We start from the raw sequence: 19385 nt of genomic DNA, 5'->3' as shown, positions 1-19385 counted from the left end.
CCACTGGCACTCCCTAGTCGAATCCGCTGACGAAGATGGCAATCCACTGCCCGAGGTCCTGCGAGCGGGTCACGTCGACGCGCTCGACCCACTTCACCCACTGGAAGCCGCGACGGCCGGGCGCAACCAGTCGCAGCGGTGCGCCGTGGCCGTGGGTCAGGCGCTGCCCGTCGACGTGTGTCGCCAGCAGTGCGTCCTGCGCCTCCTCGATTGGCAGGCTCCAGCGGTAGCCGGTCACCGAGACGAAGCGGACCCACCGCGCCGCGTCGGTCGTGCCGGTTTCGGCCAGCAGGTCGCCGACGCGGACGCCCCGCCAGTCGCGCTCGGCGTACCAGCCGCTGGTGCAGTCCAGTAGCGCCCGCCGCTCGCTGTCGCCGACGCCGGTCAGGTCGCCGTAGTCGAACGCCAGGGCGCGCTCGACCTCGCCGTCGACCGCCAGCGACCAGTCCGCCACGTCGACGGGGTCGGGGTCGTCGGCGACCCACGAGGTGACCGGGAAGTCGTTTCCCTCCCCTTCGGCGTCGGTCGACCCGGTGAACCGGCGGTCCGCACCCGCCAGGCCGACCAGGCTGCTCGCGACCTCCTTCAACCGCCAGGTTACGGCCCCGAACCCGACGAGGGCGGTGAAGCGGATGGCCTCCCGACGGCCGTCGACGGTCCGTCGATTCGGCCAGCGAAAGCGGTGCCGGAGGTGCCACAGCAGGACCGGCACGACCAGCACACCCAGCACCATGTGGACGGTCAGCAGCGTGTACCGCCCGATGCGGACGACGCCGGTCAGCGCCCATATTGTCCCGGTGACGAAGGCAGCGAGCGCGAGCGTTCCCAGCAGTATCGACACCGGGGTCCCGCCGTCCCACAGCGACCGCTTCGTCACCCGCGGGCGGACGCGCCGGAACTTGAAGAACAGCATGACGAGCAGCGTCACGCCGCCGACGGAGTGGACGACGAACAGCCAGCCCCAGTCGGGCGTGCCCGCGACGAGGCTCACGAGACCGGAGCCGACCTCCAGCGCGACCAGCGTCAGGATGGACCAGTCGACGAGTCGCGCCGGCGGTGCGAGTCTGTCGAGACGGCTGGGGGACACACCCCTCCGTTGGACCTGTGTGTGCTTGAGTCACACGGCGACGGTCGCCATTCCCGGCCGTTCGGCCGCCGCGGGCGGTGGCTATTTCCCGCCGCCGGCCGTCGCCGCGCACATGCACGACCTGGTCGAGGCCGCCCGCGACGCCGTCGACAGCGCCTACGCCCCCTACTCGGAGTACGCCGTCGGCGCGGCGCTGCGGACGGCCGACGGCACCGTCTACACCGGCTGTAACGTCGAGAACGCGAACTACTCCAACAGCCTCCACGCCGAGGAGGTGGCCGTCGGAAAGGCCGTCAGCGACGGACACCGCTCGTTCGACGCCGTCGCCGTGACCTCGGCGGCCCGCGACGGGGTGACCCCCTGCGGGATGTGTCGCCAGACCCTCGCGGAGTTCTGCGACGAAAACGTTCCCGTGTACTGCGACGGGGGCGATGATGGCGACGAGGCGACTACGTATCGCCTCGGGGACCTCATCCCGGACACAATCAGTCCGGGGACGCTGGGGGTCGAGCCATGAGCGGGGACGCTGGCGACGCCCCGGACGGCGCGGGTGCAGAAGACCCACGCGAAGACGAGCAGTACCACCTCGAAGTGGCCAGCGGCGACGTGGCCGACAGCGTCCTCCTGCCGGGTGACCCCGAGCGCGTCCCGAAGGTCACCGACGAGTGGGACGACGCGGCGGTGGTCGCCGAACACCGGGAGTACCGCACGGCGACGGGCACCTACGACGACACGCCCATCTCCGTCACCTCGACCGGCATCGGCTCCCCGTCGGCGGCCATCGCCGTCGAGGAACTGGCCCGCGTCGGCGCGGACACGTTCCTCCGCGTCGGCTCCTGCGGGGCCATCCAGGAGGAGACGGACATCGGCGACCTGATAATCACCTCCGGCGCGGTGCGCCAGGAGGGGACCAGTTCGGAGTACGTCCGCGAGGACTACCCCGCCGTCGCGGACCACGCTGTCGTCGCCGCGCTCGCGGCGGCCGCCGAGGAACTGGGCTACGACTACCACGTGGGCCTCACCGCCTCGACTGACTCCTTCTACGCCGGGCAGAGCCGCGAGGGGTTCGAGGGCTTCCGCGCACGCGGCGCGACCGAGGACATCGAGGAGCTGAAAGCCGCCGGCGTGTTGAACTTCGAGATGGAGGCGTCGGCGATTCTGACGCTGGCGAACGTCTACGGTCTGCGGGCCGGCGCGGTGTGTACTGTCTACGCCGACCGGACGACCGGCGAGTTCCGCGTCGAGGGCGAGCGCCGCGCGGCGCGCACCGCCAGCCTCGCCGTCGCCAAACTCGCGGCGATGGACGAGCGCGTCGACGAGACCGGCGCGGACGCCTGGCACGCCGGTCTGGGCATCTGACGCCAGAGTCTCCTGTCGCGCTGGCGGCGTCGCCACTGGCGGGGCGAGTCCGAAAGAAAGTGAGCGTGTGTCGATAGTGGTCAGGCGCCAGCCTGCGTCTGGTTCGCAGTCTGGGTCTGACTCTGCGTGCTGTTGTCGCCGACCTGGACCTGCACCTGGTTCTGCTTGATGTCCTGCTCGTCGCCGCTGGTGGCCTGGTCGGTCGTCTGCGTCTGCGACTGGCTCAGGTTGTCGCCGACCTGAACCTGCACCTGGTTCTGGACTATCTTGTCCGCACCGTCACCGTCGTCGGGGGTGCCGGCCTCGACGGTGTGTTCGTGGACCTGGTCGCCGGCCTGGACCTGCACGCCCACCTGCACGTCGACGTGGACGTCGTTGCCGTCGGTGCTGGTGGTCGCCTGCGACTGTGCCTGGCCCTGGCCGCCGGAGCCGGAGCTGGACTGCGTCTGCTCGCTCGTCGAGCCGTCGGTGCCGTCACCGTTCTGGTCCTGGGTGCTGGACTGGCTCTGGGTCTGCGAGCTGTCGTCGCCGACCTGGACCTGGCGCTGGTCCTGGTCGGTGGACTGTGACTGGCTCCCGCTGTCGCCGTCACTGTCCTGGTCCTGCGAGGCTTCCTGGTCCTGGTTCTGGTAGCTGTCGTCGCCGGACTGGGACTGCGTCTGGTCCTGGTCCGCCGTCTGGTCCTGCTCCTGCGAGGCGTCGTCGGCCGACTGGTCCTGCGCGGCGCTCTGCTCGACCAGCTGTGACTGGTCCTGCCTGCTGTCCTCGCCGGACTGGCTCTGGGACTGGTCCTGCTCGCTGTCCTGGTCCTGGCTCTGCTCGCTGTCGTCGCCGGACTGGCTCTGCTCGCGGTCCTGGTCCGTTATCTGCGACTGGTCCTGCTCGTTGTCAGTCCCCGTCTGGGTCTGGGACTGGTCCTGTGCGGTGTCCTGCGAGCCGTCCTGCTCGTTGTTCGACCCGGACTGGTCGCCGGCGGCGTTCTGCTCGTTGGCCTGGTCCTGGTCCTGGTCGTTGTCGGTGCCGGACTGTCGCTGCGTCTCCTCCTGCGTGGCGTCCTGACTGCTCGTCTGGACGCTGTCGTCGGCATCCTGGACGTGCTCCTGGGACTGGTCGTTCTCCTGGGTCTTGCGTTGCTCGTTGTCAGTGCCCGACTGGCGCTGACTGCTGTCCTGCTCGACCGTCTGGTCCTGGTCCTGGGTCACGTCGTCGCCGGCCTGCTCGGCAGTGTTGTCCTGTTCGCTGTCCTGGGACTGGTACTGCCGGTTGTCGTCGCCCGTCTGGCGCTGACTGGCGTCCTGGTCGGCGTCCTGGGACTGTTCCTGGTCGCTACGGTCAGCGTCCTGGGTCTGGTCCTGCTCCTGGTCGGAGGTCTGGACCGCCTTCTGGTCGCTGTTCGTCGCGTCCTGGACGTTCGTCCCGGTCTGTTCGGCGTTCTGTGCCTGTGCCTGGTCGCTGTCGGTCCCGTTCTGGTCCTGCGTCTGGTCGCTGTGGGCCCACTGCGACTGGTTCTGGTAGTTGTTCGCGCCCGACTGACTCTGGCGCTGGAACTGCTCGCTCGTCTGGCGCTGGACCTGGTCGTTGTCGTAGCCGCTCTGGTCCTGTGACTGGGTCTTGCGGACCGTCTGGTCCTGGTTCTGGTAGCTGTCGGTCGCGTCCTGGCTCTGGGTCTGTCCGACCAGGCTCCGCTGTGACTGGTCCTGGTCGTTGTTCATCCCGGACTGGCTCTGGGACTGGTCGTGGCTCGCGTCCTGGCTGCGGTTCTGGCCGGTCTTGTCGTGTGGCCGACCGTCCCAGCTCTCATCCGACTCGTCGTCCGAATCGTCGGTGCCGTCGGAGCCGTCGGTGCCGTCAGAGCCGTCGGAGCCGTCGGTGCCGTCGCCGGCGTCACCGCAGGAGCCGGTGCGAATCGTCAGCTGCTCGGTCATCGACAGCGTCTCCCGGTCGGGGTTCGAGCTGTCGCCCGAGAGTAGCTGCCACTCCTCGACGGTGCCGTCGTAGTACTGGCCGAACAGCTTCGCGTCCTCGTTGAACTGCGCGTCGACCGTCACGTCGAGGCTGTCGCCGAACCCACGGAGTGCGCCCCCGTCGGTCCGCTGGTCGGCCCAGGTCCAGTCGACCTGGCGCTGACCCGCGCTGCGTTCCCACTCGTCGTACGAGGTGGGACCGTCGTACCGGTCGTCCTCGACGGCCCAGTCGGCCGAACCGGGAACCCCGCTGACGGTGACGGAGACGGACCCGCCGTCACCCGCCTGCTGGTAGGCCCCGTGGATGAACACGAGGCTCAGGCCCTCGCTCCCGTCGTAGAGGAAGACGAGGCTGGTGTCGGGGCGCTGGAGGTCCATCGTGCCGGCCGAACTGAAGTCGGTCGACTGGCTGTAGTCGTAGAACGACTCGACGCTCTCGGAGCCGTCGCCGAGCGGTTCGACGACGCGGCAGGTGTCGCCCTGCTCGACGACGAACCCGTCGCTGGCACTGCCGGAGTCGTCGGAGTCATCCGAGTCGTCGGAGTCATCCGAGTCGTCGGAGTCATCCGAGTCGTCGGAGTCGTCTGAGTCGTCCGAGTCCTGCTCGTTGCGGTCGTCGAACTCGTTCTCTTCGCGGTCGGTCTGGTCGTCGCTCGAACTGCCGTCGTCCGAGTTGTCGTCGCTCTCGTCGCTCGAACTGTCGTCGTTCGAGTCGTCGGTTTCCTCGTCGCCCGAGGAGCCCGACTCGTCGTTCGAGTTCTCGCCGCCGTCGTCGTCGGTGGATTGCTCGTTGCGCTCGCCGAACTCGTTCTCCTCACTGCCGTCGTCCGGGTTCTCGTCGGCGAGTGGCGAGATGACGGCGCCGCCGTCGTCGGAACTCCCCAGCCCTGATGCCTGGCCGAGGAGGCCGTCGTCCAGCGACGTGCTGGCCGCGTTGTCGGCCGCGGTGCCGCCGAGCGACCCGAGCGGGCCGCCGGCGAACACGAGACCGACCGTGACGAGCAGCGTCGCCACGAGCACCAGGTACGGGTGCGTGTCTGTTGTGCGTGCGTACATGTTTTTTATTCCTGACATAAATCTGGGATTACCACTGTCTGGTGTGGATTATCCCTGGCTTTGCGCCTGCGTCTGGACGATACCCGAACTCTGGGTCTGCTCGTTGTTCTCGCCGGTCTGGTCCTGGGTCTGGTCGCTCTCTGCGGTCTGGTCCTGGGTCTGAGTGTTGTTCGTGCCCTCCTGGGTCTGGGTCTGCGATTGGCTGGTCGTCTGGCTCTGGTCCTGGTCGCTGTTCGTGGCGTCCTGGTCCTGGTCCTGCTCCTGTTCGCTGTCCTGGGTCTGGCTCTGCTCGTTGTCCTCGCCGTCCTGGGTCTGGCTCTGGATCTGAGCGTCGGACTGTTCCTGGCTCTGGGTGTTGCTGTCACCCTCCTGGGTCTGGCCCTGCTCCTGGTCGCTGGCCTGACCCTGACCCTGCGTGCTATCGTCAGCCGTCTGCTCCTGCGCCTGGACCTGCGTGCCGGAGCCGTCCTGGCTCTGGACGTTCTCCGTGCCGCTCTGGTCCTGGCTCATCGTCTGGTCGTTGTCCTGCTCCTGGCTCTGCGTGCTGACGTTACCGTCCTGGGTCTCCGTCTGGCTCTGCGTGCTCGTCAGGCTCTGGGCCTGGTCGCTGTCGCTCGCGTCCTGGTCCTGGCCCTGGCTCTGGTCGTTGTTCTGCTCCTGCGTCTGGTCGTTGTCCTCACCGGCCTGGTCCTGCGTCTGGGCCTGGTCGTCGGTCAGCGTCTGGGACTGCGTGCTGTTCTCGCCGAGCTGGTCCTGGCTCTGCGAGCGGTCGCTGTCCTGACCCTGGGCCTGGTTACTGTCGTCGGCCGTCTGCGTCTGCGTTTGCGTCTGGCTCTCCGACTCCGTCTGGCTCTGCGTGTTGTTCGCGCCGTACTGTTCCTGGTCCTGTTGCTGGTTCGCGTCCTGGTCCTGGACCTGGCTACTCTCGACTGCCGACTGGTCCTGCTCCTGGAACTGGTCCGTGGACTGCTCCTGAGTCTGCTCGTTGTACGCGCCCGACTGCGTTTCTTCCTGTGACTGCGTACTCTCCTGCACGGCAGACTGGCTGTTGTTCTCGCCGGACTGGTCCTGGCCCTGCTCCTGGGTCAGCTCCTGGTCCTGGTCCTGGTCGTTGTACTCGCCGACCTGACTCTGCTCGCTCGTCATCTCGTCGGCCTGAGTCTGGCTCTGCTCGTTGGACTCGCCGGACTGGTCCTGACCCTGCGACTGGTCGGCAATCTGGGTCTGGCGCTGCTCGCTGTAGTTGGCGTCCTGCGTCTGGTCGCCGTCGAGCGTGCTCGTCTGCTCCTGGTCCTGCGTGCTGTTGTCGGCGTCCTGGGTCTGCTCCTGACCCTGCTCGCTCACCTGCGCCTGGCCCTGGGAGCTGAACCGGCCGTCCTGCTCCTGCTGGGCCTGCTGTTCGCGCGACTGGGTCTGGTCCTGGACGTTGTTGATACCGTACTGTTCCTGCGTCTGGGATTGGTCTATCTCCTGGGTCTGTGCCTGGTTGTTGTTGTAGCCGTCCTGCGTCTGACTCTTGAGCTGGCTGGCGCTCTGTGATTGGGTCTGCTCGTTCGCCTCACCGTACTGGAAGGCGTTCTGAATCTGCTCGATGATGTCGAGCTGGCTCTGGTCGTTCTCCTCGCCCGCCTGGCTCTGGTCGTCGACCTGCGTCGACTGCTGTGCAGTCTGCATGAAGCTGTCTATGGCGTCCTGCAGCTGCTGCTGGAACTGGGCGACGCTCTGCAGTTGCGTCTGGTCGTTGTAGAGCCCGACCTGGTCCTGGGCGGCGGCGAGACCGACCGTCTGGTCCTGGCGCTGTTCGTTGCTCTCACCGATCTGGGTCTGGTCCTGTTCCTGGTCGCTCTCCTGGGTCTGGTCCTGCTCGTTCTCCTCGCCAGTCTGGTCCTGACCGGCGTCCTGGCCGATGGTCTGGCCCTGCGACTGGAGGCTGTCGTCAGCGTCCTGGTCCTGACCCTGCAGGAGGACCCCGGACTGACTCTGTGTCTGGGCGTTCTCCAGGCCGCACTGGTCCTGAACGCGGATTTGCGACCCGGTTACCTGTTGAATCTGTGTGCTGTTCGCCCCAGTCTGGTCCTGCGATTGGGTCCATGTGACCGTCTGGACACCCGACTGGGTGCTGTTCTCCGGCGGACACGGCGCTGCTGAGGTGTGCCCCAGCGCGGCCCCGCTCATACTCATACTGAGCGTGAGGCCGACTGCCAACATTACGACGAGTATCTTTCGTGTGGTTGTGCGTGCGTAACTCATACCTATCCGCGCTCACCGTCCGGTCGCTGAGCGCACGCCAACGTTCCTGCGAATAACCAATTAGTATGAGTACAATTACTCTTCTGGCGAATTTTACACGTTTGGAGTTCGATGGGCTTACTCAGGCGTAAAAGATAACTTAAGTGATTATTTCGTCCCGAACGAGATGGTTACTCCCCGGGGGGCCGTTCGCAGAGACGGCTTACTCGTCGTGACGCCCACAGGAGCGCCCCGCCGGAGAGCGGTCACGCCGGCCGATACCGTCCGTTAACAGTGCTTACTCTGTCCAGCGGTCGTCCGCCGGTGGGTAAGTGTTACGTATCGGGTAGGTGTGTCACGGACCGCCGGTGTTCTGGACCGCCGCGGCGACGATGCCGACGGTCTGTCCGACGCCGACGACGGCGAGTCCGGCGACGGTGGTCGTCTCCGGTGCGATGCCCCCGATATGGCCCGCGGCGTAGACGAGGCCGCCGGCGAGCGACAGGGCCGCCGCGGCCAGGTACACCCGCCGGTAGCGGCCCGGGGGGTGTGCCAGCCCGGTCTGGACGTAGGCGACACCGGGGAGGGCTACCCAGCCGTAGAGGCCGACGCCGGTAAGCACGGCCTGGTTCGGGTCGAGCGCCAGGCCAGCCGTCCCCGCGACGGTGACGGCGAACCCGGCGACGAGCACGCGCCGCCATATCGGGAGAACGGGGCCGGTCATCTCGCCCCGCGAGGCGACGATGAAGGCGAGCAACAGCACGTCCATCACGCCCAGTGCAATCAGCAGCGTCCGTTCGCTGACCAGCGACCGGTGCGCCCCGATGGTCACGAGCCACGCCGCAGGGACCAGTCCGGCCGGGCCGACGTCGGTGAGTCGTCCCATCGTTCGCGCGTCGACGCCGAGCGAAAAGACTGTTCCGGCGGGTGGCCGCCGCCTGCCCCACGGGGCCTTCGAGGCCGTCCGTAACACATACTTGAACTGTCAAATTTGTGGACGAGCAGCGGAGAACGCTCCGTTCTAGTGCCTGTACGTCCAGTTCTGGAAATCACGTTCTCATACGATGAAAATCCTATTATTCTATTATATCTATTGTTCGTGATATAGGAACTAGGTATGTCCCAGACAACCGACGCCTCGGGTTCGTCCGCGACACGACGGAATTTCCTGAAGCTCGCGGGGACAGTGGCGGCTGGTGCGGTGGTATCGGACTACTCGACTGAGGTCGCATCGGCGCTGAAACAGGCGACGGACGGCGAGTTGGAACTCGTGTGGCTGCAGGGCCAGTCCTGTTCGGGCTGTACCATCTCGATGCTCCAGGGGCAGTATCCGACCCTGGAGGAGACCTTACGCGAGTTCCGGATGGAGGTCACGTTCCATCCCACACTCATGCCGGAACAGGGTGAGGCAGCCATCGAGTCGATGAGCACGTCGCCGGACGTGCTCGTCCTCGAGGGGTCGGTGCCGACAGAGGTGCCGTCCGCCGCGACGCTCGGCGAGCGCCCGGACGGGACGAGCAAGCCGCTCGTCGACTGGGTCCAGGAGCTGGCCCCCGAGGCCGAGTACGTCATCGGCGTGGGCAACTGCGCGTCCTTCGGCGGCTGGCCGGCGGCGGAGAACAAAAACCGGCTCTACGGTAACGAGAGCGTCACAGGGGCGAAGGGCCTCCAGTTCGAGCAGCGCGAGCAACCCGGCGTCCTCGGTCCGGATTTCACCGCCGGGTCGGGGCTTCCGGTCATCAACCTCGGGGGCTGTCCACCCCACCCCGACTACATGCTGTTGACGATCGCGACCGTTCTCAACGGCCACACGCCGGAACTCGACCAGTACAACCGGCCGAAGCCCTTCTACGAACCGCTCGTCCACGACAACTGCAAGTGGCGAGGTTACTTCGACCGCGGCGAGTTCGCGGACAAGCCCGGCGACAAGGGGTGTCTGTACAAGGTGGGGTGTGCCGGCCCCTACACGCACTGTGACGACCAGGACCGGCTGTGGAACGACGGGACGAGCGTCTGTCTCAACGTGGGCGCGCCCTGTGTCGGCTGTATGGAACCCGGGTTCTGGGACCGCTTCCAGCCGCTCGACAAGGAGGTCGAGCGACAGTCCTTCGTCGGACCGGTGACACCCGAGGACGCTGGCTGGGCGGCCCTCGTCGCCACGGGGGTCGGCATCGGCGCACACGCCGCCCGGAAGCTCACCGGATACGGGAAGTTCGAAAAGGGCGACGAAGGGGACACTTCGGACGGGACCGACGAGGAGCGCACGTCGCCGGACGCCGGCACGGAGCCGGGAACGGAAACCGGAGACGACAGAACGGAGTGAGCCACCATGGTGGAAGTAACTATCGACCCGACGACACGTATCGAGGGCCACCACGGGATGGAGCTGGAAGTCGAGGAGGGCGCGGTGACGGAGGCCAGGAGCACGATGAAGATGTTCCGGGGGGCCGAAATCATCACCGTCGGCCGGTCGCCCCGGGACGCGGCGCAGCTCACCGGAAAAGTCTGCGGTGTCTGTTTCATCTGTCACCGTATCGGCTCGGCGCGGGCCGCCGAAGACGCCGCGAGAAACGCCGGGGCCTTCGACGGTCCCCCGGAGAACGCCCAGATTCTCCGGGACGCAGTCGAGGGCATCTTCTTCCTGTGGAACCACGCGATACACCTGTTCGCCCTGGTCGGTCCCGACTACAGCGATGCAGTCGCCGACACGGGCTTCGAGCGTCTGGACCCGCTGGAGGGCGCTGGCTACGTGGGGGCACTCGAAAACCAGCGAAAGCTCATGCAGGCGCTGGCGGAGTTCGGCGGGCGCGCCCCGCACCCGCTCGCCTTTATCCCGGGCGGGGTTGCGACACATCCGGACGCCGCCACTGTCGAGACCGTCAAATCCCGCGTCAGGGAGGTCAGCGAGTGGCTCGGACCGACCGAGGCGGTCCCGGAGGTTCTCGAGAACGTCCAGAACGGGGAGTTCGACCCGGAACTGGGCGAGGGGCTCCACGACATCGTCTCGATTCTCGTGGCCGCCGCCAGGGAGGGAACTGCCGACCTCGGTTCGGGCCCGAACCGCTACTACAGCAACGGGCTGTTCCGGCTGCCGGACTCCGGCGAACGGATCTTCAAGCGCGGGGTGTATCGCGACGGCTCCGTCGAACGGCTGACGAAAGACGAGATCGTCGACGGCATCACCGAACACACGGAGTACTCCTGGTACACCGACGACTCGGGCGGGAGTCCGACCGAGGCGAAACCCCCGGAGCCAGAGCCCGAGAAGGAGAACGCCTACTCCTGGGGGAAAGCACCGAGGTTCGAAGGCCAGACGATGGAGGTCGGACCGCTCGCCCGGCTGGCAATCTCGGGGTACGACCCGTTCGACCTCCGGGCGAACCTGGGGGGCGGGCCGGCCGAGAGCAACACGCTCAACCGCCTCGTCGCCCGTGCGCAGGAGGCACTGATCGTCCGCGACCGGGTGCTCGACCTGCTGGGCGCGTTCGACCCGAACGAACCGCTCATGGCCGACTTCCCCGATAATTTCACCGGCAAGGGTGTCGGCCTCTGGGAGCCGTCCCGCGGGACGCTCTCGCACTACATGGACGTCGAGGACGGGACGATCGAACGCTACCAGATAATCACGCCGACGCTGTGGAACATCGGCCCGCGGGACGGAGAGGGCAACCCCTCGATCATCGAGGGGGCCATCGTCGGTGACGAGGTCGACGACGTCGAGGACCCGCTGAACGTCATGCGCACCATCCGGTCGTTCGACCCGTGTCTGGCCTGCAGCGTCCACATCAGGAGTCCCGACGCGGAGTACGAGACCACCGTCGAGCCCCCGAAACCGGGCGACGAGCAATGCGTGGTGAACACCGATGGCTGACACGAACAGCGACACGGTTCCCGACGGCGGTGCGGTCGACAGCGACCGGCCGCCGGACGAGTCGATGGACCACGGCGGCATCATCGACATCGAGCGCCTGCCTGGCGGAAGCCGGCTGACGGCTATCCGGGCCGACCTCGTCAGGAAGTACGAGGGGTACCAGACGCTCGACGAGTCCGACAAGGAGTCGATACGACGCTGGGGGCTGGGCTCGATCGTCTCCCACTGGGTGACGGTCGTCGCGATGACCGCCGCCGCGATCACCGGGCTCATGATCTGGACCGGGCTCTACGGTCCCGTCGACGTCGGCATCTGGGGGGGCTACCAGACGGCGTTCACGATTCACGTCTGGATGGGACTACTGCTGGCGGTCGTCGCGCTCGTCGTGTTCACCTACTACCACAGGGTCGTCGACAAGCACAGGCTGTTGCTGAGCACGAGCCAGCTCAAAGAGCAACTCGTCATCGCGTTCGCCCTCGTGGGGCTGGTGCGGTACATCCCCGGGTACAAGCAGGCCCGCCGAGCCTACGACGAGGACCGCGAACACTGGGTGGGCTACCACCCGGCGCAGACGGCCTTCTGGTACGCCCTCTGGTTTTTCGTACTCCTCCTCACGCTGACGGGCTTTGCGCTGTGGGCCGGCCTCGCGACCGACCCCGCCTGGTGGGTCTCCGCGCTCGGGTTCATGCAGGGGTGGCTCCCCTTCGAGCGGATGCTCCAGCTCCACCTGGTCGCGACGTTCCTGACGCTGGCGACGATCGCGGTACACGTCTACGTGGCAGTGCTCCCCGGCAACCGGGACTTCTTCGGCTCCATGCTGAACGGGACCGTCGAGGCCTGGGTCGTCGACGAGGAGAGCCGTCCCGAACCGGCGGACCCGACCGCGGAGGCCGACCCGGGGGAGGCGAAGGATGACGACTGAACGCTCGGCGAGCGGAGGGAACGACGCGGCCGGAGACGCCCCCGGTCCCGACCTGGCCATCGTCGGCGTCGGCAACCCGCTCATGGGCGACGACGGCGTCGGGCCGACGGTCGTCGAGCGACTGGAGGACTCACCGGCCGGCTCCGCGGCCGGCGTCCGCCTGATGGACGCCGGCACGACGGGCTTTCTGGCGCTGGAGGGGATGAGCGGGGCCGAGCGAGCCGTCGTCGTCGACGCAGTCCAGACCGGCGAGACTCCCGGTACGATCCACGAGTACCGGTGTGTCGACGGCAATTTCGAGACGGACATCCCCGAGATGACGATGCACGACGTCTCCTTCACGGAGGCGATGGTCGCCGGCCGTGACGTCTACGACCTCCCGGACGAGATACGGATTCTGGGCGTCGAACCCGCCGACGTCTCAATCGGGGACGAACTCAGCGAGGCGGTCGAGGAGGCGGCCGACGAATTGATGGAGCTCCTAATCGATAGAATAGACGACACGAACGCGAAATCCACCGCAACCGAGCACACAGGTTCGGAGGGTGAATCATGAACACAACGTGGTACTGCACCGACTGTGAGACCCAGATCGAGACCGAGGAGATAGACGAACACGAGCGCGAGGGACACCACGTCCGGGGCGCGATGCAACCGGAACGGCTCATCGGGAACGACCCCTGGAACATCAACGTCCACGACGAGAGCCAGGAGGGTCAGTGATGTGTCTGGCTATCCCCGGTGAGGTCGTCGAGATAGACGGGATGGAGGCCCGCGCGGAGTTCTGGGACGTCGAGAAGACCGTCCGGCTGGACATCGTCGGCGAGACGGTCGAGGAGGGCGACTACATCCTCAACCACGCGGGTTTTGCCATCCGCAAACTCCCGGACGACCAGGTCGAGGAGACCATCGAGATATACGAGGCGTTCCTCGAAGGTGACGAGGACGAGGCGCTGGAGGAGATCGGAGCCGAGGGCGGCGACCTCGGCATCGAGCGGGGACCATCGACGCCCGGACCGATGGGCAAGCCGGACCCCGAACTGGACCCGATGGCCGACCGGGAGGAGACCTCCGATGGCGACTGACTCCGACAAGGACCTCCAGTTCCGCGACCCGGACACGGCGGAGGAACTGACCGAGCGCCTGGAGGAGCTGATGGACGACATCGGCGAGCCGGTGGACGTGATGCACGTCTGTGGCAGCCACGAGCAGGCCATCGCCAAGTTCGGCCTGCGGAGTCTCCTGCCCGACGGCCTCTCCGTGCGGATGGGCCCGGGTTGTCCGGTCTGCGTGACGAACATGCCGGAGGTCGACGAGGCGGTCGCGCTCGCGGAGGACGGCAAGGTAGTCGCGACCTACGGCGACATGTTCCGCGTGCCCGGCACGGCCCGCAGCCTCGAAGACGCCAAGGCCGACGGCGCGGACGTGCGCGTGGTCTACAGCGCCAGCGAGGCCGCCGACATCGCCGCGGAGAACCCCGGCGAGGAGGTCGTCTTCTTCGCGACGGGCTTCGAGACGACGGCTGCGCCGACCGCCGCCGTGCTGAGCGACGACCCGCCGGAGAACTTCTCGGTGCTGTCGGCCCACAAGTACGTCCCGCCCGCGATGGAGGTGGTCGCTGAGATGCCCGACACGAACATCGACGGCTTCCTCGCCGCGGGCCACGCCGCGACCATCACCGGCTACGGCCTCTTCGAGGAGTTCGTGGCGGACTACGACATCCCGGTCGTCGTCGGCGGGTTCGAGCCCCTGGACGTGCTGCTCGGGCTAGAGCGTCTGCTGGAGTACGTCCGCGACGGCGAGGCCGGGCTGGAGAACGCCTACCCGCGTGCGGTCAGCGAGGAGGGCAACGTCCAGGCCCGCGACACGATGTGGGACGTCTTCGAGACCGAGAGCGGCGAGTGGCGCGGCATCGCAGAGATACCCGCCGCGAACCTGGCGCTCCGCGAGGAGTACGCCGCCTCCGACGCCCGCGAGCGGTTCGACATCGACCCGGACGTCGGCGGGGAGGACCCGCTGACCGAGCAGTGCATCTGCGGCGACATCATGGCCGGCAAGGCCGACCCCGACGGCTGTGACCTCTTCGGCGAGGAGTGCACGCCGCAGAATCCGGTTGGAGCCTGCATGGTCAGCAGCGAGGGAACCTGCAAGATCTGGTACGAGTACGGCGGGCAGCCTGACCTCTGACCCATGCGGACAACGACTGCAATTCGACGGAGTGAGCCAGTATGAGTGAGACCGAGGACGCAGATGGGACGGAGGCATCGGGCGAGGTAGTGACGACGGCCCACGGCTCCGGCGGCGGGCAGATGCGCTCGCTGATCGGCGACCTCGTCCTCTCGCGGTTCGAGGACGCCGGCGACGTGGGCCTGCACGACCTGGACGACGGGGCCGTCCTGCCGGTCGATGACGACCAGTCGCTGGTCGTCACGACCGACAGCCACGTCGTGAAACCGCCGGTCTTCCCCGGCGGCGACATCGGCCGGCTCGCGGTCGCGGGCACGGTCAACGACCTGGCGGTGATGGGTGCGACCGAACCGCTGGCGCTCTCCTGCTCGCTGGTCGTCGAGGAGGGCGTCGAGATGGACTTCCTCGACACCGTCCTGGCGTCGGCCCGGGCGACCTGCGAGGAGGCGGGCTGTTCGGTCGTCACCGGCGACACGAAGGTGATGGGCAGCGGCGACGTGGACAGGCTGGTCGTCAACACGACCGGCGTCGGCCTCGTGCCGCGGGGTCACCACGTCGCCGACGCCGGCCTCTCGCCGGGGGACGCCATCGTCGTCTCGGGGACGCTCGGCGACCACGGCATCGCCCTGCTCTCCGAGCGCGAGGGCTTCGACTTCGAGGGGGACCTCGAAAGCGACGTCGCGCCGGTCAACGACCTCGTGGCGGCGGCACTGGACGCTGGCGAAGTCACCGCGATGAAGGACCCGACCCGCGGCGGCTTCGCCACGTCGATAAACGAGATGGTCGGGAAGGCCGACGTCGGCGCGGAAATCGACGAGCGCTCGGTCCCGGTCGCAGACAGCGTCGCCGCCGCCGGCGAGGTACTCGGCATCGAACCCTTCGACGTGGCCAACGAGGGCAAGGTCGTCTTCGGCGTCGCGCCGGAGGACGCCGAGGACGTACTGGCGGCGTTGCAGGACCAGCCGCTGGGTGCGGACGCGGCCATCGTCGGCGAGGCGACCGCCGACCATCCCGGCCGGGTCGTGCTGGACACCGGGTTAGGACGGCGCTACCTGACCGAACCGGAGGGCGAACAGCTCCCGCGAATCTGTTGACAATGCACGAACTCAGCGTCGCCGAGGCGATTCTCGACCGGGCCCGCGAGGCCGCCGACGACTACGGGGCCAGCGGGGTCGAGGCGCTGACCGTCGAACTCGGCACGGCGACGCACGTCAACCCCGACCAGCTCCGCTTTTGCATCGAGACGGTCGCCGAGACGCGCGACCTGGCGGACGCGGCGGTCAGCATCGAGACGGTCGAACCCGAGGCCGCCTGCGACTGCGGCTGGGAGGGCGAGCCACCTTCTTTCGACGGCACCGCCGGGGCCGTCCCGAGCGCCCGCTGTCCCGAGTGTGGCTCCCAGACCGAGTTCACGCGGGGCAAGGAGTGCCGACTGGCGAGCATCGAGGTCCCCGACGAGGCCGCGGGGACCGCACCCGAGACCTGACCATGACACGCTACCTCTCGCACCGACGGCAGCACCGCCCGCTCATCGACCGCCTGCTGGACGCGCTGGTGGGTGACCCGCTGGTCGCTCGCACCCACCGCTTCGGCCACGGTGACGACGGCCACGACACCGATGGCGACGCCGACGACGTGCTCGCGCAGTTCCGCGAGCAGGCGCGGGACCTCCACGAGCGGGTCGTCCACGACCACGGCGTCTTCGCGGTCGAGTTCCTGGGCGCGACCGGCGGCGGGAAGACGACGCTCGTCGAGCGCCTCCTCGAGCGCGCGCCGGACGAGGAGCGCATCGGCGTCGTCGTGGGCGACGTGGCCGGCGACGACGACGCCAGCCGGTTCCGCTCTCACGGCGTCGCCGTCGCGAACGTCACGACCGGCAAGGAGTGCCACCTCGACCCCGGCCTGCTCGAAGACGCCATCGACGAGTTCGACCTCGGCTCCCTCGACCGGCTGTACGTCGAGAACGTCGGGAACATGGTCTGTCCGGCCGACTTCCCGCTGGGCGCGCAGGCCCGCGTCCTCGTCGTGAGCACGACCGAGGGCGACGACGTGGTGCGCAAACACCCCCTCCTCTTCGAGGCCTGTGACGCCGCCGTGGTCAACAAGGTCGACATCGCCGACGCAGTGGGGGCCGACGTGGCGACCATGCGCGAGGACGTGGCGGAGGTCGCGCCCGATATGCCGGTCTTCGAGACGAATGCCCGCGCCGACGAGGGGGTCGACGCGCTCGCCGACTTCCTGGCGGAGGTCCGGACGAGCGGGCACCACCACGCTCACGCGCACCACGACTGACCATGGCCCCCCGCTTCCGCGCGGCGGTCCGCGTCACCGGCGTCGTCCAGGGGGTCGGCTTCCGTCCCTTCGTCTACCGCCAGGCAGTCGGCGCGGGCGTCGACGGTTACGTCCGCAACACCGGCGACGGGGTCGACGCCGTCTTCGAGGGGCCACGCGCCGCAGTGGAGTCCGTCGTCGAGACTATCCACGAGGACAACCCGCCGCTTGCCCGTGTCGACAGCGCGACCGTGGAGTGGGCAGACCCGGAGGGTCTCGACGGCTTCGAGATACGCGACTCGACCGACTCGGGCGACGCCGGCGTTCCCGTTCCACCCGACACGGGTGTCTGCGACGCCTGTCTCGACGACATCCGCGACCCCGACTCGCGATATCACGGCTACTGGGCGACGGCCTGCGTCGACTGCGGGCCGCGGTTCACCGTCGTCCGGGACGTGCCCTACGACCGGGCACGGACGGCGATGGACGAGTTCCCGCTCTGTGCCGACTGCCGGGAGAGCTACGAGACGCCGACGGACCGCCGGTACCACGCCCAGACCATCGCCTGTCCCGAGTGCGGCCCGACGCTGAGATTCGAGGCCGGCGGGGAGACCCTCGCCGACGGCGATGCGGCCATCGAGACGGCGGGCCAGCGCCTGGCTGAGGGGGACATCCTGGCGGCCCGCGGCATCGGCGGCACACACCTGGTCTGTGACGCGACGGACCCGGCGGTGGTCGAGCGGTTGCGCGAGCGCACGCACCGGCCAGCGAAACCGTTCGCGCTCATGGCTCCGTCGGTCGACGCCGTCCGGTCGTTCGCCGCCGTCGACGAGCGGACCGAGGCGGTGCTGACGGACGTCAGGCGTCCCATCGTCCTGCTCGGCCGGGACGGCGACGCGCCGTGGACCGGTGCCGTCGCGCCGGGACTGCACACCGTCGGCGTCATGCTGCCCTACGCCGGTCTGCACCACCTGCTGTTCGACTACGTCGACGGGCCGCTGGTGATGACCAGTGCCAACATGCCGGGCCGGCCGATGGTCACGACCGTCGCCGAAATCGACGACCGCCTCGGCGAGGTCGTCGACGGCGCGCTCGTCCACGACCGGGACATCGTCGCCCGCTGCGACGACAGCGTCGTCCGCGTGGTCGACGGCGACCGGCGATTCGTCCGCCGGTCCCGCGGCTGGACGCCCGCTGCACTGCCCAACCCCGCCGGGACCGACGAGTCTCCCACGATACTCGCGCTTGGGCCGGAGATGGACGCGACTGCCGCTCTCGCCGACGGCGAGCGGGTCGTCCTCACGCAGCACCTCGGGGACGTAGACGGCCCCGAGACGCTGTCATTCGTCCGGGAGGCCGTCAACCACCTGACGGACCTCACCGGCATCGACCCGGCCGTCGTCGCTCGCGACATGCACCCGGACTTTCTCACGACCGCGGAGGCCGACCGGTACGCCGACGAGGGCCTCGCCGGGCCGGTCGCGGTCCAGCACCACCACGCCCACGCCGCCGCGCTGTGTGCCGAACACGGCGTCGAGCGGGCCGTCGTCGTGACCGCAGACGGGACTGGCTACGGACCCGACGGCACGGTCTGGGGCGGCGAGGTGCTGGACGCGACGCTTTCGGACTTCGAGCGCGTCGGCGGCCTGGACACCTTCGCGCTGCCCGGCGGCGAGGCGGCCGTCGAGTACCCCGCGCGGACGCTGGCGACGCTACTCGACGACACCGACGGGGTGGACGACCGCCTGGTCGCGACGGGTGCAGTCGATTCGCGCTCGGAGGCGGCTGTCGTCCGCCAGCAGGCCGAGCAGGGCGTCAACACTCCCGAGACGACCAGCGCCGGGCGGTACCTGGATGCCGTCGCGGCGCTGGTGGGTATCTGCGACCGTCGGCGCTACGAGGGCGAACCCGCCCAGCGGCTCGAAGCGGCCGCCAGCGAGGGGACCGTCCGGGACATCGCCGTCCCGTTCACGGAACGCGATGGCGACCGGGTCGTCGACACGGCTGCACTCGTCAGGGACCTCGACGCGCTGGACGCGCCGGCGGCAGACGTCGCGGCGACGGCCCAGGACGCGCTGGCGCGCGGACTCGGTGAGATAGCGGTCGAGGTCGCGAGGGACCGCGGCGTCGATACAGTTGGATTCTCCGGCGGCGTGGCGTACAACGACGCCATCTCGCGACGTCTGCGCGCCGAGGTCGAGTCGGCGGGTCTGGACTTCCTCGCCCCCGACCGCGTGCCCCCGGGCGACGGCGGCATCGCCTACGGCCAGGCCGTCGTCGCGACTGCGCGGCGGGGGTGAGGTCTGGGTCAGACACTGGGCTTTTGGGGTTGCGGTCGCGAGAGCGTAGCACCTGCGAGCGGCCTACCGGCCGCGAGCAGCCTTTTTCCCCACGTTTTTGCAAGGAGTGGGCCGCACGCGCCTTCGGCGCGTTGCGAGC

The 19385-nt window shown here is 68.3% G+C and carries 17 protein-coding genes; 13 read left to right on the top strand and 4 right to left on the bottom strand.

The features are described 5' to 3' along the window. Positions 1–13: 13 nt before the first annotated feature. Positions 14–1087: a molybdopterin-dependent oxidoreductase gene (locus WDJ57_RS05730; RefSeq protein WP_338904687.1), complete on the bottom strand. Its 1074-nt coding sequence runs from the start codon at positions 1085–1087 to the stop codon at positions 14–16. 112 nt (positions 1088–1199) lie between these two features. Here WDJ57_RS05730 and cdd point away from each other — a divergent pair, with 112 nt between their 5' ends. Further along, entirely contained in the window at positions 1200–1604 is a 405-nt protein-coding gene (cdd, locus tag WDJ57_RS05725) for a cytidine deaminase (protein ID WP_338904685.1), read from the top strand. Further along, positions 1601–2446, top strand: coding sequence for a nucleoside phosphorylase (locus WDJ57_RS05720; protein WP_338904683.1), 846 nt, complete (start codon positions 1601–1603; stop codon positions 2444–2446). Before cdd ends, WDJ57_RS05720 begins: the two co-directional genes overlap by 4 nt. 80 nt (positions 2447–2526) lie before the next feature. Here WDJ57_RS05720 and WDJ57_RS05715 read toward each other — a convergent pair whose 3' ends face one another. The 3 genes from WDJ57_RS05715 to WDJ57_RS05705 form a co-directional block, all read right to left on the bottom strand. After that, positions 2527–5466, bottom strand: a complete 2940-nt coding sequence (locus WDJ57_RS05715) for a hypothetical protein (RefSeq protein WP_338904681.1) — start codon at positions 5464–5466, stop codon at positions 2527–2529. A 48-nt stretch (positions 5467–5514) separates the two neighbouring features. Further along, positions 5515–7647, bottom strand: a complete 2133-nt coding sequence (locus tag WDJ57_RS05710) for a hypothetical protein (RefSeq protein WP_338904679.1) — start codon at positions 7645–7647, stop codon at positions 5515–5517. Positions 7648–8050: 403 nt separating this feature from the next. Then, on the bottom strand, positions 8051–8581 hold the full coding sequence (locus tag WDJ57_RS05705) for a hypothetical protein (RefSeq protein WP_338904677.1): 531 nt from the start codon (positions 8579–8581) through the stop codon (positions 8051–8053). Positions 8582–8896: 315 nt separating this feature from the next. On the opposite strand from WDJ57_RS05705, the gene WDJ57_RS05700 reads away from it, so the two are divergent. The 11 genes from WDJ57_RS05700 to hypF are packed head-to-tail and all read left to right on the top strand — an operon-like array spanning position 8897 to position 19246. Then, positions 8897–10018, top strand: a complete 1122-nt coding sequence (locus WDJ57_RS05700; RefSeq protein ID WP_338904676.1) for a hypothetical protein — start codon at positions 8897–8899, stop codon at positions 10016–10018. Positions 10019–10024: 6 nt separating this feature from the next. After that, entirely contained in the window at positions 10025–11566 is a 1542-nt protein-coding gene (locus WDJ57_RS05695) for a nickel-dependent hydrogenase large subunit (RefSeq protein WP_338904674.1), read from the top strand. Beyond that, on the top strand, positions 11559–12488 hold the full coding sequence (locus WDJ57_RS05690) for a cytochrome b/b6 domain-containing protein (RefSeq protein WP_338904672.1): 930 nt from the start codon (positions 11559–11561) through the stop codon (positions 12486–12488). The genes WDJ57_RS05695 and WDJ57_RS05690 overlap by 8 nt, the downstream gene beginning before the upstream one ends. Beyond that, the gene (locus WDJ57_RS05685; protein WP_338904671.1) at positions 12478–13044 is read left to right on the top strand and encodes a hydrogenase maturation protease; all 567 of its coding nucleotides are present in this window, start codon (positions 12478–12480) and stop codon (positions 13042–13044) included. Before WDJ57_RS05690 ends, WDJ57_RS05685 begins: the two co-directional genes overlap by 11 nt. Continuing rightward, the gene (locus tag WDJ57_RS05680; protein WP_338904670.1) at positions 13041–13211 is read left to right on the top strand and encodes a hypothetical protein; all 171 of its coding nucleotides are present in this window, start codon (positions 13041–13043) and stop codon (positions 13209–13211) included. Before WDJ57_RS05685 ends, WDJ57_RS05680 begins: the two co-directional genes overlap by 4 nt. Further along, positions 13211–13573 carry a HypC/HybG/HupF family hydrogenase formation chaperone gene (locus WDJ57_RS05675; protein WP_338904668.1) on the top strand — a complete coding sequence of 121 codons (363 nt, stop codon included), beginning with the start codon at positions 13211–13213 and terminating at the stop codon, positions 13571–13573. Before WDJ57_RS05680 ends, WDJ57_RS05675 begins: the two co-directional genes overlap by 1 nt. Continuing rightward, positions 13563–14675, top strand: coding sequence for a hydrogenase formation protein HypD (gene hypD / locus WDJ57_RS05670; RefSeq protein ID WP_338904666.1), 1113 nt, complete (start codon positions 13563–13565; stop codon positions 14673–14675). Before WDJ57_RS05675 ends, hypD begins: the two co-directional genes overlap by 11 nt. A gap of 41 nt (positions 14676–14716) precedes the next feature. Next, the gene (gene hypE / locus WDJ57_RS05665) at positions 14717–15769 is read left to right on the top strand and encodes a hydrogenase expression/formation protein HypE (RefSeq protein WP_338904664.1); all 1053 of its coding nucleotides are present in this window, start codon (positions 14717–14719) and stop codon (positions 15767–15769) included. A gap of 2 nt (positions 15770–15771) precedes the next feature. Next, positions 15772–16161 (top strand): hydrogenase maturation nickel metallochaperone HypA, encoded by a 390-nt coding sequence (locus WDJ57_RS05660; RefSeq protein ID WP_338904662.1) that lies wholly within the window; start codon positions 15772–15774, stop codon positions 16159–16161. A 2-nt stretch (positions 16162–16163) separates the two neighbouring features. Continuing rightward, positions 16164–16967 (top strand): hydrogenase nickel incorporation protein HypB, encoded by an 804-nt coding sequence (hypB, locus tag WDJ57_RS05655; RefSeq protein ID WP_338904661.1) that lies wholly within the window; start codon positions 16164–16166, stop codon positions 16965–16967. A gap of 2 nt (positions 16968–16969) precedes the next feature. Beyond that, the gene (hypF, locus tag WDJ57_RS05650; RefSeq protein WP_338904659.1) at positions 16970–19246 is read left to right on the top strand and encodes a carbamoyltransferase HypF; all 2277 of its coding nucleotides are present in this window, start codon (positions 16970–16972) and stop codon (positions 19244–19246) included. Positions 19247–19385 lie beyond the last annotated feature (139 nt).

It is taken from the genome of Salinibaculum sp. SYNS191 (genome assembly GCF_037338445.1).
GTDB lineage: Archaea > Halobacteriota > Halobacteria > Halobacteriales > Haloarculaceae > Salinibaculum > Salinibaculum marinum.
Note: the sequence above shows the minus strand (reverse complement) of the source record. Positions and strands in the feature narration are given on the sequence as shown.

Coding starts and splice junctions, on each gene's coding strand:
- WDJ57_RS05720 (WP_338904683.1), top strand. CDS start 1,601: ATGAGCGGGGACGCTGGCGACGCCCCGGACGGCGCGGGTGCAGAAGAC.
- hypE (WP_338904664.1), top strand. CDS start 14,717: ATGAGTGAGACCGAGGACGCAGATGGGACGGAGGCATCGGGCGAGGTA.
- hypB (WP_338904661.1), top strand. CDS start 16,164: ATGACACGCTACCTCTCGCACCGACGGCAGCACCGCCCGCTCATCGAC.
- WDJ57_RS05685 (WP_338904671.1), top strand. CDS start 12,478: ATGACGACTGAACGCTCGGCGAGCGGAGGGAACGACGCGGCCGGAGAC.
- WDJ57_RS05660 (WP_338904662.1), top strand. CDS start 15,772: ATGCACGAACTCAGCGTCGCCGAGGCGATTCTCGACCGGGCCCGCGAG.
- cdd (WP_338904685.1), top strand. CDS start 1,200: ATGCACGACCTGGTCGAGGCCGCCCGCGACGCCGTCGACAGCGCCTAC.
- WDJ57_RS05710 (WP_338904679.1), bottom strand. CDS start 7,647: ATGAGTATGAGCGGGGCCGCGCTGGGGCACACCTCAGCAGCGCCGTGT.
- hypD (WP_338904666.1), top strand. CDS start 13,563: ATGGCGACTGACTCCGACAAGGACCTCCAGTTCCGCGACCCGGACACG.
- hypF (WP_338904659.1), top strand. CDS start 16,970: ATGGCCCCCCGCTTCCGCGCGGCGGTCCGCGTCACCGGCGTCGTCCAG.
- WDJ57_RS05690 (WP_338904672.1), top strand. CDS start 11,559: ATGGCTGACACGAACAGCGACACGGTTCCCGACGGCGGTGCGGTCGAC.
- WDJ57_RS05715 (WP_338904681.1), bottom strand. CDS start 5,466: ATGTACGCACGCACAACAGACACGCACCCGTACCTGGTGCTCGTGGCG.
- WDJ57_RS05680 (WP_338904670.1), top strand. CDS start 13,041: ATGAACACAACGTGGTACTGCACCGACTGTGAGACCCAGATCGAGACC.
- WDJ57_RS05705 (WP_338904677.1), bottom strand. CDS start 8,581: ATGGGACGACTCACCGACGTCGGCCCGGCCGGACTGGTCCCTGCGGCG.
- WDJ57_RS05675 (WP_338904668.1), top strand. CDS start 13,211: ATGTGTCTGGCTATCCCCGGTGAGGTCGTCGAGATAGACGGGATGGAG.
- WDJ57_RS05695 (WP_338904674.1), top strand. CDS start 10,025: ATGGTGGAAGTAACTATCGACCCGACGACACGTATCGAGGGCCACCAC.